The following is an 18264-nucleotide window of genomic DNA, read 5'->3' as shown; positions in this document are numbered from 1 at the left end:
AAATTTAAAGCCACAACCGTTGGAAAACTTGCTCCGGCGGCTGTGGGTAGAAGCTATTATTTAGTTAAAAGTAGTTTGTGCTGTTGCTTTAGTGTGGACGTTTGTAGTTGCAGAAAATACAGGCCCGCCTTGTAGCTGGAACCTTGCCATTGCACTTGGTACGTTTGATTCGCTTGCGCTTGGCCGGTAAACAAAGTAGTGATTTCCTTACCCTGGCTGTCGTATACCTTTACCGAAGCAGTTTGCGTTTGGGGTAAAATAAAGTTTATGGTTACTTTATCCTGGGAAGGATTGGGGTACGCGGTTAAATTCAGATTTTCCACTTTTACCGTAGACGGGGAAACTGGATTAGCTATTCTTGCTACTATAGTAACCTTATTAGCCAAACTATCCGGAGACACTTTTACCAGCCAATAATCGGTTTCTCCTTGGCTAGGCTGGGTTTTATCCCCACTTTCACCGGAGTCGGAGCGGCCACCTATTAACAAACCGCCATCTTGCGTTAGAAACACCGTACGAACTTCTTCGAAGCTGCCACCACCGAAGCGTTTATCCCATTGCTGGGCGCCGGAGGCATTTATTTTAACTAACCAGTAATCATTTGCTCCTTGACTAGCCTGAGTTTTGTCGCCACTTATCTCCGACCAAGTAGTACCTGCCAGAATAGTACTACCATCTGCTAAAGTAGTGCTGGCTTCTAATTGGTCGTGGTCGCTGCCGCCGAAGGCTTTATCCCAAATTTTTTGCCCTTGCGCATCTATTTTTACTATCCAGAAATCATCTTTACCTTGGTTGGTCTGGCTTCTTTCCCCGCTAATTGGAGAAAAGCTAGTACCGGCTAAAACAAAAGTATCGCCAGCACTACGGCTCACGGAGGCAATGGCATCCTGGTTACTCCCACCGAAAGTTTTATCCCAAAGTTTTTTACCGTCTTTATCTACCCGAACTGCCCAAAAATCACTACCGCCCCGGCTAGCTTGGCTCTTATCGCCGGTAGCGTTGGAAAACGATTCGCCACCTAATAAAAATCCTCCGTCGCGGGTCTCGGTAAAGCTAACTAACTGATCGTCGCCGTTGCCGCCGTAACGTTTATCCCAGATCTTTTTACCAGTAGAACTGATTTTGACTAACCAGTAATCCTTTAAACCCGGACTGGTTTGGCTTACATCGCCGTTTACAGGGGATTTAGTAGTGCCGCCCAGCACGTATTCGCCGGTAGAGAGTTGAATGACTTTTACAAATTGCTCGAAGTCGCTGCCGCCGTAGGTTCTATCCCATTGCATATTACCCAAAGCATCGGTTTTCACGATCCAGAAGTCGCGATCGCCCTGACTAGGTTGACTTTTATCGCCGCTTTTACCCGATAAAGAAGAACCCGCCAGTAAATAGCCGCCATCTTGCGTTTGAATCACCCGGTTAAGGTAGTCCTGATCCGAGCCGCCGTAGCGTTGGTCCCAGAGCTTTTTACCGCTTGCATCTGTTTTTACAATCCAGTAATCGTTTTTGCCCCGGCTGCTTTGGGATTTGTCGCCGCTCACCTTGGAATCAGAATAACCCCCGGCTAAGTACCCGCCATCGGAGGTTTTAATTACATCGGTTAAATTATCTATACTGGAACCGCCAAAACGCATGTCCCAGGCCAAGGCTGGTGCATTTGTTTTTTCTTTTAATTTAATTATCCAATAATCCTGAATTCCTTTAAGCGATTGGCTTTTATCACCATCATTTTGAGAGTAAGAAGAGCCCCCAACCAGGTAATTGCCATCTGAAGTAATTAAAAGCGAACTTAATTGTTCACTGCTGGTTCCGCCTAAGGTTCTGTCCCAATTTATATTACCGGCATGGTCTAATTTTACTACCCAGTAATCATCCTGACCTCGCTTTTCTTCACTCTTTTCGCCACTCCTGCCTGAGTTGGTAGTGCCACCGAGCAGGAAACCTTCATCGGGCGTTTTAATTAAAGCAGTGAGTAAGTCAGAACCATTTCCGCCTATGGTTTTATCCCAAACCTTTTTTCCGGCTCCATCTATCTTAATCACCCAGAAATCATCACCACCTCGGCTTGCCTCACTCTTATCGCCGCTTTTACCAGACCAGGAATAACCGCCTAATAGGTAACCGCCATCCGTGGTATTAGCTAAAGCCGTTAGTTCATCATACTCATTGCCGCCAAAGGTTTTATCCCAAAGTTTTTTTCCCTGGCTATTAATTTTAACTACCCAGTAATTGCTTTTATCTAATAAAGTAGTACCGCCCAATAAAAAGCCGCCATCCGGAGAAGTAACTACTGATCGTAAAATACTAAGATCGTTGCCTTCGTTGTCAAAGGCTTTGTCCCAGACCTTATGGCCATCCCCATCTATTTTTATTATCCAAAATTCATTGCCGCCCTTACCTGCTTCCGTTTTGTCGCCGGATATACCCGAGTTAGAATTACCACTTAGTAAAAAGCCGCCGTCGGGAGTGGCAGTTAAACTAGTAAGTACATCGCCTAAGCTGCCGCCAAAAGTTTTATCCCAAATTTTAGTACCATTGGCGGATATTTTAACTACCCAGTAATCCTGATAACCTTGGTTAGCTTCCGTTTTATCCCCATTTCCGTTTGATTTAGAAGAACCACCTAATAAGTAACCGCCGTCGGGGGTGGCCAAAATAGCTTTTAATTCATCCCGGTCGTTACCACCAAAGGTTTTATCCCAAAGTTTTTCACCATTGGCATTGGTTTTTACAATCCAATAATCGGCTATGGGTTGATCTTCGGAAAAGCATTCTCCCTCCGAAATAGTACCCCGGTTATCAGCGCTTTTATCATTCCCTTTTTTAGAATCAGAAGTACCTCCCAGTAAGTAACCCCCATCTAAAGTACGTACCATAGCAGCAAGAGAGGAAGAACCAAAAATTTTGTCGCATTCTCCGCCTTGGTTAGGATATTCGGTTGAAATACCACCAAATGCTTTATCCCAAAGCCGGGTTACTGGCGAAACTTGCACCACAAAACTGCGGCTAGCAGCCGGAGCGGCATAATAATCTGCGTTGCCCGGTTGTAAAGCCTCAATTGTTACCGTACCGCTACCACCCGTAAGCGTTATAGTGTTGGCCTTAATTGTAGCCGGTCCGGAAACAACCCTAAAACTTACCGGTAAGCCGGAACTGGCGGTAGCTTTTAAAGTGAGGATTTTTTGCGTAGCAAAATTTACTTCGGGCAAAGCAGAAAACGAAATGGTTTGTTTGGCTTTCGTATTATTATCCAGTTTTACTACCCAGTAGTCAAACCCTCCTTTACTGGCTTCTGTTTTAGTACCGGAGATACCCGATTTAGAATAGCCACCTACCAAGTAACCGTTATCTTTTGTTTGGAAAATAGTTTCTAAAGCATCTTCAGTGTTACCCCCAAGGGTGAGGTCCCAGGCTTTGGAGCCATTGGCGTTCAATTTTACTACCCAATAATCAAAAATACCTTGGTTATCTTGCGTTTTATCGCCGCTATTGTTGGACCGGGAACCGCCACCTAATATATAACCACCGTCGCTGGTGGGTTGCAGGGCATGTAATTGATCGCTCCCACTGCCTCCTATCGTCTTATTCCACTCCTGAGTACCTTTTTCATTCAATTTTATTACCCAATAATCAAAACCGCCTTTACTCTTTTCTGATTTAAATTCACCTACGCCGGCGTCAGCATAACCTCCCAAAAGGTAGCCACCATCCTGGGTTTGGCGAATGGTGCTTAAGAGATCGTCTGCTTCTACGCCAATAGTTTTATCCCAAGCAGTAGTTCGGTCGGGGTTTAGTTTTACTATCCAAAAATCAATTAAATTACCGTAGGAGGAATTTCCACCCAATATAAAGCCGCCATCCTTGGTTTGCTGCAGGGTAGTTAAATTTTCGGTCCTATTTCCTACAATGGTTTTATCCCAAGCTTTAGAGCCATCGGTATTTAATTTAACAAGCCAAAAATCGCCAAAAAGGCCGGCTTCGGTTTTATCACCTCCCACTCCATAAGCGCTTCCACCCAAAATATAGCCGCCGTCACTGGTTTGTTGCAGGACTGTTAAAGAACCACCGCCTTTCTGTACCCCAAAAGTTTTGTCCCAGGCTTTGGTGCCATCCGGGTTGAGTTTTACCACCCAATTTTCTTTCGTGCCGGTTTTATCCCCGGAAGCGCCACCAACCGAGTAGCCTAATATAATAAAACCGCCATCACTGGTCTGCTGCAAAGCATCCAAACGGTCGTTGGCTGCACTGCCAATGGTTTTATCCCAAGCTTTGGAACCATTGGCATTCAGTTTTACAATCCAAAAATCACTCTGACCTTTTTTAGGCTCGGATTTATCGCCTCTCTTTCCGGAACCAGAAGTTCCTCCCAAAATATACCCGCCGTCTTTGGTTTGTTGAGCAGTAACAAAATAATCACTTAAATCGGCCCCTATGGTTTTATTCCATTGAATGTTTTGTGCGGAAGTACTTAAAGAAAAATCTGTAATAAGGAGCAAAGCAATGCCCAAGCGGAACCGTTTAGGAAATTTGCCTGGCAGTTGGTGAATCAAGTGGAAAAAAGTAAAAATAATATTCATAAAATAATTATAATAGATTAAAGTAGGACTTTAAAGGCAAAAGTGTTTAAATATTTACTTGGATAGAAAGTTAGGTATATTAAAACATGTAAATGTATGATACTATTTCATACGTGGCTATACCTAATATTAGGTATTTTTACCTCTTGAATATTAAATTAATGTAAATTTATTGTTATTAAGGGAGGAATTATGAAATAGAACAAACTAAAGCTTTACTGGGGTGGTACAGCTTATAAGTAAATTTCCTAAAGTAAATACTCCGGGTAATAATACTGCAATAATATGATTCAGGTTACACCAATCACGGAATATTTATGTACTACTTGCTAACGGCCCTGAAGAAACCAGACCTAACAAAATCAGTTGGTTTCTTCGGGGCAAGAAGCCAGGATCAGCGAACCAGTAAAACCTTTTGAGAGCTAATTTTTTCCGGAGTTTGCAGCTGAAGCAGGTACAAACCATTAGGCAAGTCGGGGCCGGGTTGCCATTGCCATTCCAGCAACTGACCCACTGCGGCTATTGCGTGGTATAAAGTAGTGATTTTATGTCCCTGGCTATCGTAGACCTGGACGCTTATAAGTTGGGTTTTATCTGCCCGGTAGGTTACTTTAAGCCGCTGAGCGAAGGGATTGGGGTAGGCCAGTAAATTGGCGTTTGCGCTTCGGGCATTTTCCGGGGTGGTAAAGGAAGCTGCCGCGGGGATGCGGGGAGTACTGGTAGTAGCCGGTATTTTTACTAACCAATAATCAGAATAACCCCAGCTGGCTTGGGTACGGTCGCCGCCCAGACTGGAGTTAGAACGCCCGCCCAACAGGTAACTGCCATCATTTTCGGCCCATAAGGTACGCAGTTCGTCGGCGGCGCTGCCCCCAAAACGTTTATCCCATTGCGGAATACCCGCGCTATTGGCTTGCACGATCCAGTAATCGCCGCTGCCCTGGCTGACCTGCGTTTTTTCGCCGTTGGCATCCGAATAAGAGGTGCCCCCGAATACCAAGCTACCATCTTGTCTGATGGCTAGCGATCTTAATTCTTCGGATTGGTTGCCCCCGTAGGTTTTGTCCCAAATCTTCTGGCCGTTGCCGTCTATTTTTACAACCCAGAAATCTTTACCACCCCGGCTATTTTCGCTTTTGTTGCCGCCCGCATTCGAGTTGCTGGAGCCAGCTAGCACATAATTATTGCCGGCAGCGGCCACTGCGTAGAGATTATCTTCTTCGGAACTACCAAAACTTTTGTCCCAAAGTACCTGACCAGCCGCGTTGATTTTAACTACCCAGTAATCCGAATTGCCATAACTTGGTTGCGTTTTATCGCTGTTTTCGCCGGAAACGGAGGTGCCTCCTAACAGTAAGCTGCCGTCCGGAATAAGGAGTACATCTTCCAGGTAATCGTGGGCATTGCCCCCGTAACGATAATCGGCAATTTTATTCCCGTTCGAATTTAAAAACACTACCCAATAATCAAAACCCCCGCGGCTGTTTTCCGTTTTGTCATCGCCGGCCGGAGAAATGCTGTAACCGGCTAAAACAAAATTTCCGGAAGGTAGCTGCCGCAGCTGGCGCAAATCTTCAAAACCACTGCCGCCAAAAGTACGGTCCCATTCTTTTTCGCCGGTAGGGCCAATTTTTACCACCCAAAAATCGCGGTTGCCCCGGCTCACCCCCGATTTATCGGCGCCTACTCCCGACTCCGAACTGCCCCCCAGCAAATAGCCGCCATCGGGCGTTTGCAAAAGGCAATTAAGGTAATCGTCGGCGGTACCCCCAAAACGCTTGTTCCAAGTTTCTTTTCCGGCCGCATCCGTTTTAATCACCCAGTAATCAAAGCCGCCCTGACTCGGTTGGCTTTTATCGCCGTTGTCGCCCGATTTAGAATAGCCCCCCAAGAGATAACCATTATCGCCGGTTTTAATTAAATGAGTGAAATTGTCGGGGTCGGCGCCCCCAAAACGAACATCCGTTACCGAGGTGGCGGGAGGAGAATCTTCCATTAATTTTACTAACCAGAAATCGCGGCCGCCCTGGTTGTTTTCCGTTTTATTGCCGCCGATGATGGAGTTGGACGTGCCGGTTAACAAGTAACCTCTATCCGGAGTGGGCAGAATAGTTTTAAGTAAATCCGAATCCCGGCCGCCAATAGTTTTATCCCATATTTTAGTTCTGCCATCCAGGCATATTAGCCAGTAATCTTCGTAGCCGATATTTTTTTCGCTTTTATCTTCGCCCGCGCCGGAAGAAGAAGTGCCGCCCAGGACAAACGAACCATTTGGCCCCGCGGTAATGGCGCTCAAAAAATCGTTTCCTAGTGTTTCTATCCGACTTATTCTATTTTCCAGGCCATCCGCATCGATATATACCAGCAGATAATCGTAGTCGTAATAACCCGCCGAACGGCCAACGGTAGAACCACCTAATAAAAAGGTAGTTGTTTTGGGATCGAAGTAAATCGTAGTAAGATAGTTGTCGAAATCAAAGAAGCCGTAGGTAGAATCCCATTTCTTCGTACCCCGACCATCTATCTTAACAATCCATACATTATAGGTATCCGTATACTGCGAGTTATTAGGGGCCGTTTTATCGCCACTCACCCGGGAATTAGAAGATCCGCCCAATAGATACTGACCGTCGGGCGTAGCGACTAAAGAAGCCAGGTAGTCGGTGCCAACGCCGCCAAAAGTTTTATCCCAGACCTTCTCGCCGTTTCTATTTATTTTAATAATCCAATAGTCGGAGCTGTTTTCGCCCCGATTTATCTCACTTTTATCGCCGCTAATGCCGGAGAACGAAGTCCCTCCGATCAAGAATCCCCCATCCGAAGTAGCTAGTACGGCTTCCAGATCGTCGGCACTGCTGCCGCCGAATGTCTTATCCCAAATTTTATTGCCGTACAAATCAATTTTTACAATCCAGTAATCGCTGTAGCCTTGGTTTTCGTCGCTTTTATCGCCGCTGGCGGGAGAGTAAGATGTGCCGGCTACGAGGTAACCACCTCCCGGTAGCGCAATAATGGCTTTTAAATAATCGCTGCCTCGTCCCCCTAAAGTTTTATCCCATACTTTTTTGCCGTTGGCATCGGTTTTTACCAGCCAGAAATCGTCGGAAGTATAATAACACGGCCCAAAGCTGCAATTCACATCTCCTTGATTGATCTCGCTTTTATCGCCGCTTTTAGTAGAGTAAGAAGAACCCCCCAGTAAATAACCGCCATCCAGGGTAGCAACCGAAGCACTAAAGTAATCATTCACGCTGCCCCCAATAGTTTTATCCCATTGTTTGGTTACTTTATTTTGAGCGGTTGCTCCCCAGGCTACTAAAAAGAAGCATAAAAAGAAGATAAAATATGGACCTGGAGTGGAAAAAGAAGTTTGAAAATGAAAACCAGAAAGAGTAAGCGTTTTTTTCATAGTAGAATAACCAAATAAAGTAGAACTGTTCTTAGAGATAAAATAAGCATAAATAATGGAAATAGCGCTCCTGAACAAAACAATAGGCGCACCATAGAACTTAAACCAGCAGAACTTTTTCAAAGCTAGACCTACCGGGTACGTTTCGGATATAAGCATAAGTAAATAGTTGACGCATACCGATAAGGGTTTATCTCATAAAGCACGAAAGATAGATGATTGTTTAACTGAATGCCATTGAGGATGGTAAAAGATAGTGAAATTCATAAAGTGCCAATTTAAATAAGTATAAGTACATACCCGGGATGCGGTACCGAGAGTTATTAACTTAAATCAGTTGTAAAAATAAAAAGTAATACCGCCATGCAGTGGCTAAATTTAGATTTTAAGTAGAGAGATGTTGGTTGTCCTTACTTTAGAGTAGTTGAAAACATCTTTGATAAGGTGGAAAGTTAGAAAAGTTTACTGGCAAGAAAGTGCGGAGAAAAACCTGCTGCATGAAAAGGTAGAAGAAAAAGAATTATCTAAGCCGGCTAAATAACCGAATTTAAGCTCGCGGCTTTTTAACCAAGGCATAGCTCAGCCCTAAAAAGCCAGCATAGGAGTACTTACCAAGGCTTTGTTGAGTTGAATAGGTCCCACTTTGGGTACTGATTTTGGAAACTCGGCTTCTAAACCTTTGGCACCCGGAAAAGCAAAACTGCTGGCTTGGGCAGCCCAGAAAAAAGCCGGTAACATAGTACCAAACTTTAAATTAGTTTCTTTATTCCCGCTCTTTTTTTGCAGCAGGTAAGGCCGCTTAAACCCGGCATAGAACCCAAGGGTATGGTCATGGCATCGTGAAACTTAGCGTACAGCGGCCATTTTGGGTTAAACAGATGCGTTTTATTCCAATCGAACAGAGACCCACAAACACTGGTAAAAACAGCGACTCCGGCAAGCAGCTTCTTTCCGGTACTATTTCTATTCAGGGTTAGATAAGGCTTAAGTAAAATAAAAATAAGGGTCTACTAGCTGATTTCTATTAAATAAGTGCCTCTTTTGAGTTAAGTTTATGAATTTAAAACGGAACAAAAAACCTTTGCGATAAGAACTACAAGTGTTCATTTTTAAGAATAAGCTACACAATAAGCTACTTACCGGGCAATAATTTTAATTTATTTACTACAATCCGGGGTTCGCGAGTAAGGATGGTTTTAATGTTTAACCGTACCAGATCGCCCATGTTATTACACCGCAAAAAATCATCGGATTGGTGGTGCTGCGCCAGTTCCTGCTTCAATTGCTCTATTTTATCGGGCGTAGATAAGGTGTCGGTTCGCATGCTGTCAATCAGATCTTTTAAACGGTAACGGGCCAGTTTCAGGCGCTGGTACAACAAAGTGCGTTCTTCACTTTGGTATTGCTGCACGGTTTGTGGACTAAGCAACTCCATTACCAGTTCTACCACTTTGTTATTATCTTTAAAAAACTGGGGCAGGTATTTAACCCGGCGGCCTTCGTACGATTGCTGATCAAAGTCTATGGAACGAACCCGGTATTGCTCGTCTTCAAAATCAGGAGTTACGTCAATTACGTAGTTGTACGAGCGCATATCACCGAGCAGCCGGATAAAGCAGCGCTCGTTGAATTTTACAAATTCTTTGGCAATCCGCACTTTGTTGGTGTTGGGCCGGTCGAGGTGTTCTTTAATAAAAACATCGCCGGGAATACCGGCAATATGTTCTTCAATAATAGTTTCACCATCTACCCGGTAATTAATGCGGCTCGGGGACAAAATATGCTCCAATTCCAGGCCGTATACCCGCGAGGCGTCCGCGCGTTTTACGTAGAAATAATCGTAATTATCGTTCAGCTGATTTTTAATCTGGATTCGGAACGGATTGGTATTGCCAAAGGTGCAATAATCAATGCGCGATACCCGCAGGTGTTCCATTACAGAAATATCGCCCGCGGTTTTGAGCAAGGCATAGTTCATGGTTAAACCCTGGCTCAATTCCTGCTGCCGGCTCTGCTCGTACAGCACCGTTTCCCACAAAGTATCTTTGCCCGATTTGTCGTAGTACGGAAATGATTCGCTGTTATGCAGTAAATCTTCGTAGCGTACGGGCAGTTTGGCTTCGCGGTCGTACGTCCGGAGGTATTTTCGCAGTCGTTTCGAGATGGGATAAACTACCTTTTTCTGCGTTACGGCAACGGCTTTTTTTGTTGGCATGATAAGGCAATAACTTTAAGTAAAGATACGAGCAATTCATCTAAATCTTTACGGCAATATTCTAACGCAAAAATTTAAAGAAGTGGATACGGGGAATATTTTACCATTGTTTTAGAAGGTATTTTTATAACTGTCATCCGGAAAAGATCTAACCAGTAGTAAGAAGAAAGGAAAATAGATAAGATGGATTTTTACCTCCTGCTTCATCTACATTTTTGAATAGAGCAGGTGCCCGTACTCGTATTTAACCGGTTAGATCCTTTCCGGATGACAGTAAGAAATGTTTTAACGTCCTAACTAAAGTGTTAAATTTTACCTGTTTCGATTATTTCTTTTGAGCTGCCATATTTAGTATAGCTTGGTAAGCAGGTTTGGGTTGGTATTGCCGATCGAAAAGCAGCGGATAGCTGGTGCGGCCTTTAATTGGCCAGTTGTTCAACCAGGAGTTCGCGTCAGTTACGCCCCAGAAAGTAATGCGGCCAATTTTATCCTGGTGCTTCCGGAATAAAGTAAATAAATCAGCGTAGCGTTTCGTTAATTTCTGCTGCACCGAATCCGGCAAACCGGAAGAATACACATTAAATTTCTGATCGGCATCAAAGGTTTCGGCAATATCAGCGCCCTGCCGCTGGCTCGGATTTGGCAATACGTCAATGTCTAATTCCGTAAAATTTACTTCTACTCCCAGTTTGGAAAAAGCTACAATACTGGCTTCTACCTGCTCCATGGTGGGGACCGTTAAACCGTAATGTCCCTGCATGCCAATGGCTTTTACTTTAATTCCTTTGGCTTGCAGGCTTTTTACCAAGCGAATCACTCCTTCGCGTTTATCGGGGCGATATAAGCTGTAATCATTGTAATATAACTCCGCTTGCGGGTCGGCTTTATGCGCGTATTCAAAAGCCTTTTGGGCAAAATCTTCCCCGATTATAGAAAGCCATTTAGTCGGGCGCATCTGGCCGCCTTGGTCGGCTATGGCTTCGTTCACCACATCCCAGCCCTGGATTTTACCTTTGTAGCGACCCACTACCGTAGAAATATGGTTTTCCATCCGTTTTAAAAGTACTTCGCGCGATACGGGTTTACCTGCTTCGTCTTCAAATACCCAGTCGGGGGTTTGCTGGTGCCACACCAAGGTATGACCCACAATAAACATTTTATTTTGTTGACCAAAAGCTACGTAATCGTCGGCGGGTTTAAAATTATATTCCTCTGGTTTAGGGTGTACCGGTCCCCACTTAAGCACATTTTCGGGGCTAATGGTGTTAAACTGCTTCTTTACCAATTCCTGCGCTTTGGTATCCTTACCGGAGAATTGCGCCTTATTCAGGGCGGCACCTACGTAAAAACTATTCTGGAAAGCTTCTTTTAAAGTAGGCTCCGATTTTTGCACGAAGCCTAGACTAAATGCGGCTAAGCAGGTTGTAATCCAAATTTTATTGTTTTTCATGTGAAAGGTAAAATAAGTAGTAGGTTATAGGTAATAAGTAATACGTTTTACAAAACAAAGGGTACGTTTCTCCGCCAAGTCAGGTGATAACGCCTGACCCGGCGGAAGTAACAGTTTTTACGGAGTTAATCCGTTTCTACTAACAGTTATTTATACTACTTGGTTGAAAAATACAACTCCCCGGCAAATGTCTAATAAGTAGCAAGTAAATTTTAAGCATTTCATTCAAAAGTTTTTGAAGGTAAAACGTAGCACTTAAAACCCCCACTTTAATTGCCGGGTACAAATTTAGGGTCTTGGCTTACATAATAATCCAAGTTTTGAGTTGGTTTTTCTAAACCGGCCGGAATAGGCCGACCGGAGAATGTTTGAAAATAAAGTACGCAGGCATCGCGCCACCAACGGGCTTCTTTCTCCTGAATATTCAGTAACATTTTTACGTGGTTAAATCTTTCGGCGTCTACAAAAGCTTGGATGGTTTGCCAGGTTTGCCGCATCTTACCCACTTCGGCGGCGCCCTGGTAATAACGCTGACAGATTTCGCCCCATAAAGTACGGCCGGATTTAACTTTGTAATCCCATTTTAAGTGATGGAACCAAAGCAGAAATTCTTCGGGGCACGTTTGTGGATTGCCAAATTTTTGTTGAATAGCCGGGGAATATTGCGCAAGGGCATTGCTGCCAGTGGGAGTACGATCAAAACCGATGCCTTCCGCAGTGGCCTTGTGGTAGTATACCGAAGTCCAATCAGCGCGTTGCTTATCTTTAATCCAGGGACCAGGGCCGTAATGGTGGCTGTAGCCCATGATGTGGTGTAAACCGAGAGGCGTCATGTAATTTACCAGAGTTTCCCGGGACTGCAGCATCAAGTTTTTTATTGGATTCAGAAAAGCTGTTTCGTTCGTAAAGGTCATGCGTAACCACTCGTCGGCTATTTTCTCCGAAGATAAAGTAGGATCCCAAGCTAGCCGGCCAAAGCAATACCAATTAGCCTGCCCGAATAAGTGACCGGTCCAGTTACGGTCGTTGCCGATATTGGATACCCCCGCAATGCCGGTGAGTTGGTAGTGGTGCAAACTGCCGTCTATTACTTTAGCTACCGTGGAGCCGGCTCCCTTTACGTAGGTATCAGCGTCTAAGGTTTCTTTGTACAGCGGCGCCTGGTAAACCAGGTTGGTCGCCTGACCCAAATATTCCTGGGTTATCTGAAATTCCATCATTAAAGGCGTTTTCGGCATAGCACCGAATAAAGGATGGAATGGCTCGCGCGGTTGAAAATCAATCGGACCATTTTTTACTTGTACCAGCACATTTTTCCGGAAGCTGCCATCCAGTGGTTTAAATTCGGTGAAGGCTTGTTTGGCCCGGTCGTCGGGTACTTTGTTGTCGTACACAAAGGCCCGCCACATCACAATGCCGCCTTTATCGGCTATTGCATCGGCCAGCATATTGGCCCCGTCGGCGTGGTTACGCCCGTAGTTCTGCGGGCCGGGTTGCCCTTCCGAATTAGCTTTTACCAGAAAACCACCAAAATCAGGCACGTACGAATAAACTTCTGCGGCTTTGTTTTTCCACCAGGTTTTTACCTCCGGATCCAGCGGGTCGGCAGTTTTAAGTTTACCAATTTCGATGGGGGCGCTAAAACGAGCGGTTAAATAAACTTTTAAACCGTACGGGCGAAAAGCATCGGCCAGAGCTTTAACTTTTATTAAATAATCTTTGGTTAAAATTAAAGCATTAGCGTTTACGTTCGTCAGCACCGTGCCATTTATCCCGATAGAAGCGTTGGCTCGCGCGTAATCTAAATAGCGTTGGTCGATGTAATCCGGCAGTCTATGCCAATCCCAAATCGAAAAACCAGCGTAACCGCGTTCCACGGTGCGATCCAGATTATCCCAGTGATTTAGTATTCGGTTTTTAATTTTGGGCGCGCTGCTGATAGCTAAATTATTGATATCCTGTTGGGTTTGCAATAATTTTAAAAAATGGAACGTACCGTATAAAACCCCAACATCGGAGTTGGCGGTAATAACGGTAGCTTTCTTATTATTAACCGTAGTAGATAAAATTAAAAAACCTTCCGAACCCAGCGGAACTAACTTAGAAGCTAAATTTAAGCTTTTAATAACGGGTGAGTTTTGCGGAGTTCCCAATACTAAGACTCCCGAAGCAATAGCAGTCGAAGAACGTAAAGGCTTGCCCAATAATCCGGATATTGCCATTTCTAATTCCTGCCGGGCCGCCGTTAGGGTAGGGGAGTTACCTTCCATCAGCAAACCAGTTGTGTTTTCCTGATAGTACTGGCGCTTTTGCGCATCTTTAATTAAATCGTAGCGCTGCCAAAGCCGGTATCCATCGTCCGCAAAAGAGGTTAACCTTAGGCTGATGGTAAACAAGAAAACCAGGATAACAGATAAAAATCTAAATTTCATAAGTTGTATTTTGAGCCGGTATTTAATTCGGGAATATTTTTAAATTTCTTAAAAGCTGCTAGTAATTACCCTAAACCAAATAGATACTTGTCAAGCAAATTTAAATTTACAGCTTTCTCTGATTTCAACTGTCAGACATTTCAGAAAATTAACTGCTAACCTGCTTTTTAATTTTTAGTGGGCTTTAATGATGAAAACAAAGCCGTAAATTTTACTATAGATTCTGTATTTTGAAGAAATCGGAGGTATTTGCTTGCCGGGTAAAATAAGGAAGCCATAACCTAAAGCTTAATTTGGGTAAATGCTTGCTTTGCGCTACTTTCGGGAGTTAAACTTTACACACTACGCTATGAAATTAAGACAAACTTGGCGTTGGTTCGGGCCCGCCGATCCGGTAACGCTGCAGGACATCCGCCAAACCGGCGCCGAAGGAATTGTAACGGCTTTGCACCACGTACCGCACGGAGCAATTTGGCCGGTAGAGGAAATTAGAAAACGCCAACAGGAAATAGAAGCGTATGGTTTAACCTGGGACGTAGTAGAAAGTGTAACCGTACACGAAAGTATTAAAACCCGCACCGGCGATTACCAGCACTACATTGATTTGTACAAAGAGTCGTTACGCAACATAGCCTCCTGCGGAATTAAGATTGTAACGTACAATTTTATGCCCGTAAACGACTGGACTCGTACCGACCTGAACCTGGTAATGCCGGACGGTTCTAAGGCTTTATATTTTAATTGGTTCGACCTGGCCGTTTTTGATATCCACTTATTGGAGCGGCCCAACGCCCAAAAAGATTATCCGGAATATGTGGCGCAAGAAGCTGAAAAACGGTTTAAGGAATATACCCCGGAGAAACTGGACCAATTAGCTTATATTGTGATGTTTGGTATTCCGGGGGAGCAAAAGCAAACGCTGGCAGAAATGCGGGACAACCTGGCTCGTTATAAAGATATGGATCGTTCGGTTTTACGCGAAAATTTAAAATATTTTCTGCAGGAAATAACCCCGGTGGCGGAGGAAGCAGGTATTAAGTTAGCCATTCACCCGGACGATCCGCCTTTTCATATTTTAGGGCTGCCCCGGGTGGTAAGTACCGCCGACGATTTAAATTACATTCTGGAGTCCGTGCCTAGCCCAGCCAATGGTATTTGTTTTTGTACCGGGTCGTTGGGCGCTAATCCAAACAACAATTTGCCCGAAATGGCAAAGCAAATAGGTAACCGGATACATTTTGTGCATTTACGGAATGTGGCCAAAGACGAGCACGGTAACTTTTACGAAGCCGACCACTTAGACGGCGATGTAGATATGTACGCGGTGGTAAAAGAAATTCTTACCATTCAACAGCAAGTAGCGGAGCGCATTCCGTTCCGCCCCGACCACGGCCACCAAATGCTGGACGATTTAGCAAAAGTTACCAACCCGGGATATTCGGCTATTGGGCGGTTGCGGGGTTTAGCGGAACTAAGAGGTTTGGAATTAGGGATTTGCCGTTCCGAGGGTTGGGATTAAAAACAACAGCTAACATTATTTACCGCGACAGGTAAAAGGCAAATAATGGATTTCTACCGGCAGCTTTTTTAGAAAATAAGAAAGTTGCCAGTAGATAATTTTGTTGAAAATTACTTTAAAGAAGATTAATACCTGCGGTAAAATTGGGGGCCAAAGCAAGTAACTGCGCGTGAATAGCTAAAACCTGCGGAATAACTAATTGTTGTTCATCGTTGTAAATTACAAAATCTGCTTTTTTTAATTTTTCGGAGTCGTCGAGTTGCTTTTGCATAATAGCTTCCACATCCGCGATGGTGCGGTGCGGATCGCGTTTTTGCGTGCGGGCCAGCCTAAGAGGAATTGGGGCTATTACCAATACCATTTTGTCTACCTGTTTGTGCGCTTCGGTTTCGTACATTAAAGCGGCTTCTTTAATCAGGTAAGAAACATTTGTTTGCGAATCGGCCCAGTCAATAAAATCTTGTTTTACCCGCGGGTGAACCAAATTGTTGAGCAGAGTTAATTTTTCCGGATTATTAAATACCAGTTGCGCTAAGTACTTTCGGTTTAATTGCCCGGTTTCGCCATCAAAAGCCTGAAGCCCAAATGCATCCAGTAATTCCTGGCGCAAGCCCAGATGGTGCTGCATGACCCACTTAGCCCGGTAATCGGAGTCGTAAACCGGTATGTTCAGTAACTCAAAAAAACGGCAAATTAAACTCTTACCCGAACCGATTCCTCCGGTTATTCCAACTTTTAACATGCTACTTGGTCGAACGGGTAAGTTTTACCACCGGAATAATTTTAATTTTATTAGGCTGCAGCGTTACTCGCTTCACGTAAACTGGTTTTTCCGTTATTTCTACATTTACCGTAGAATCTTTCGGATTTAACTCTGCATAATTTGCGATCAGGGAGAATTTGGTTAAATCAATTTGGGCAGCCTGTTCCGGCAAGAAACCATATCTAATACTAACGGCCGCCGGTTGCATGGTAACAGAATCGGTTGGTTTGTTTTGTAGATTAGGAGTCATTACCAGATTTTGCCAGGCCAGTTGTTTTACGTTGAAAGCAATTTCGGCTTCTACAATATCACTTTTTACCAAACCTTTATACGGAAAATCAATTGGCACGTAACTTTTGAACGGGCCGGTGATAGGTTTTTTAGGTACGGAAAGTATGAATGGATTGGGCAAAGAATCTAATACCGAGGCCGGACCTTCAAATTCTACTTCGCTGGGAGTAATAGTAATAGGTTTTTCTATCGCGTAATTTGCATTAATGGGCAAATGCAAAGTATCTATGGCTAAAGGAATTTTACGTTTTATCTGCTTATCAAATTTAAAGCGGAGACTATCCGTCACAATAAAGTTAAGTTGCAGACCATCCAGAGAGTTAGCTACGTTAGACCGAAATAAATTAGCCGAAACCGATCTTTGCCGGATTAACCCTTCCATGGGAATATCGGCGGGTTGCACGTCCAGCATCAGGTATTTGCGCAGTAATTTCCAGCCTTTACCGCTTACATTCAATACAATTTCTTCGGGTAAAGGCTGTAAAGGAATGTATTCCCGCTGATCGTAAACAAACCGGACCGGATAGGTAATCCGGATGTTAGTGTAATTTTTATTTAATGCATTTAAGAGCCAAAAGGTAGAGGCTGCCATGAAGCATAGCAGCACTACCCGCCAGTATTGTTCCCGGCCGTGAAATGGTTTTAAAAACCACAGAACGATATTTTTGGCTCCTGTTAATGGCAATTTAAGCTTTTTCGTTCGCTTTCGTGGTGGATTCTACCGCAATGGCAGATTTATCAAATTTAAGTCGCAGTCCCTTATCTACTTCAATCCAAACAGTGGTATCACTAATTTCCACGAGTTTCCCGTGCAAACCACCAATGGTAACCACATTCATTCCTTTAGAAAGTGACTCCCGAAACTTTTTGGCATCGCTCACTTTTTTCTGTTGCGGCCGGATCATGAAAAAATAGAATACGAGCACAATTGCTCCAATAAAAAGGATATTGGAAAGGTTGTTAGGGGTATTAATTTGTAATAATAAATGCCACATGCTCGTATAATTATTGGGCTCTTAACGGACCATTCGCCGCCGGATCGGGTAAAATATTGGTTTTGATGGCAATCTGGTTGGTAGATGGCTGGGTATTGGCCTGGATGGTTATGGTTTTAGAAACCTGACCGGATTTACCGTGGCTATCAAACTGAACATCTATTTTACCTTCGGCACCGGGTGCTACTGGTTCTTTTGGCCACTCGGGCACCGTACAACCGCAGGTAGCCGAAGCATTAGAAATAATTAAAGGAGATTTGCCGGTATTTTTAAACGTAAACGTATGTTTTACTACCGAACCAGGCTTGATATCACCAAAATCGTGTTCCATTTCCGCGAAGGTCATTACCGGCGCATCGGCGTTAGAAATTTCCGTTCCGTTTGTAAGGTTAGGATTGGCCACTGTCGCTTCGGTAGGCGTAGAGGTTTCCGCGGAAGCAGTTGCGTTTTCGCCTTCGGTTTTGTTTTGTAAATTATCGCAGCTGGCGGTCAGTAAGGCTACTGCCAATAAGCCAGCATAAAGTTTAGTTACTTTCATTTTTTTATAAAATACATTGTAAGTGAATGTTTTGAACTATATGGATGAAACGGTTACTTTCCTTAACTTTTGCGTGCG

12 protein-coding genes are annotated in these 18264 nt (G+C 44.1%); 1 reads left to right on the top strand and 11 read right to left on the bottom strand.

Features of this window, described 5'->3' with window-relative positions:
- Nucleotides 1–56: 56 nt before the first annotated feature.
- The 7 genes from AHMF7605_RS10685 to AHMF7605_RS10665 form a co-directional block, all read right to left on the bottom strand.
- Nucleotides 57–4574: a T9SS type A sorting domain-containing protein gene (locus AHMF7605_RS10685; protein WP_106929104.1), complete on the bottom strand. Its 4518-nt coding sequence runs from the start codon at nucleotides 4572–4574 to the stop codon at nucleotides 57–59.
- Nucleotides 4575–4968: 394 nt separating this feature from the next.
- Nucleotides 4969–8142, bottom strand: coding sequence for a T9SS type A sorting domain-containing protein (locus AHMF7605_RS10680; protein WP_106929101.1), 3174 nt, complete (start codon nucleotides 8140–8142; stop codon nucleotides 4969–4971).
- 426 nt (nucleotides 8143–8568) lie between these two features.
- Nucleotides 8569–8721, bottom strand: a complete 153-nt coding sequence (locus tag AHMF7605_RS29700) for a hypothetical protein (RefSeq protein WP_158267492.1) — start codon at nucleotides 8719–8721, stop codon at nucleotides 8569–8571.
- A gap of 11 nt (nucleotides 8722–8732) precedes the next feature.
- Entirely contained in the window at nucleotides 8733–8927 is a 195-nt protein-coding gene (locus AHMF7605_RS31105) for a DUF6640 family protein (protein WP_394336234.1), read from the bottom strand.
- 188 nt (nucleotides 8928–9115) lie between these two features.
- Entirely contained in the window at nucleotides 9116–10198 is a 1083-nt protein-coding gene (locus AHMF7605_RS10675) for a hypothetical protein (RefSeq protein ID WP_106929099.1), read from the bottom strand.
- 325 nt (nucleotides 10199–10523) lie between these two features.
- Nucleotides 10524–11648 (bottom strand): endo-1,4-beta-xylanase, encoded by a 1125-nt coding sequence (locus AHMF7605_RS10670; RefSeq protein WP_106929097.1) that lies wholly within the window; start codon nucleotides 11646–11648, stop codon nucleotides 10524–10526.
- 269 nt (nucleotides 11649–11917) lie between these two features.
- Nucleotides 11918–14080, bottom strand: a complete 2163-nt coding sequence (locus tag AHMF7605_RS10665; RefSeq protein WP_106929094.1) for an alpha-glucuronidase family glycosyl hydrolase — start codon at nucleotides 14078–14080, stop codon at nucleotides 11918–11920.
- Nucleotides 14081–14429: 349 nt separating this feature from the next.
- On the opposite strand from AHMF7605_RS10665, the gene uxuA reads away from it, so the two are divergent.
- Nucleotides 14430–15599: a mannonate dehydratase gene (gene uxuA / locus AHMF7605_RS10660; protein WP_106933426.1), complete on the top strand. Its 1170-nt coding sequence runs from the start codon at nucleotides 14430–14432 to the stop codon at nucleotides 15597–15599.
- Nucleotides 15600–15714: 115 nt separating this feature from the next.
- Here uxuA and coaE read toward each other — a convergent pair whose 3' ends face one another.
- The 4 genes from coaE to AHMF7605_RS10640 are packed head-to-tail and all read right to left on the bottom strand — an operon-like array spanning nucleotide 15715 to nucleotide 18186.
- Nucleotides 15715–16341 (bottom strand): dephospho-CoA kinase, encoded by a 627-nt coding sequence (gene coaE / locus AHMF7605_RS10655; protein ID WP_106929092.1) that lies wholly within the window; start codon nucleotides 16339–16341, stop codon nucleotides 15715–15717.
- A gap of 1 nt (nucleotide 16342) precedes the next feature.
- Nucleotides 16343–17338 carry a YbbR-like domain-containing protein gene (locus tag AHMF7605_RS10650; protein WP_106929089.1) on the bottom strand — a complete coding sequence of 332 codons (996 nt, stop codon included), beginning with the start codon at nucleotides 17336–17338 and terminating at the stop codon, nucleotides 16343–16345.
- 1 nt (nucleotide 17339) lies between these two features.
- Nucleotides 17340–17648, bottom strand: coding sequence for a preprotein translocase subunit YajC (gene yajC / locus AHMF7605_RS10645; protein WP_106929087.1), 309 nt, complete (start codon nucleotides 17646–17648; stop codon nucleotides 17340–17342).
- A gap of 10 nt (nucleotides 17649–17658) precedes the next feature.
- A complete protein-coding gene (locus tag AHMF7605_RS10640; RefSeq protein ID WP_106929085.1) occupies nucleotides 17659–18186 on the bottom strand; it encodes a DUF1573 domain-containing protein in 528 nt (175 codons plus the stop codon).
- Nucleotides 18187–18264: the final 78 nt, after the last annotated feature.

The sequence above is a fragment of the Adhaeribacter arboris genome (assembly GCF_003023845.1).
GTDB classification, from domain to species: Bacteria; Bacteroidota; Bacteroidia; order Cytophagales; family Hymenobacteraceae; genus Adhaeribacter; species Adhaeribacter arboris.
This window is presented reverse-complemented; position numbering and strand designations above follow the sequence as displayed.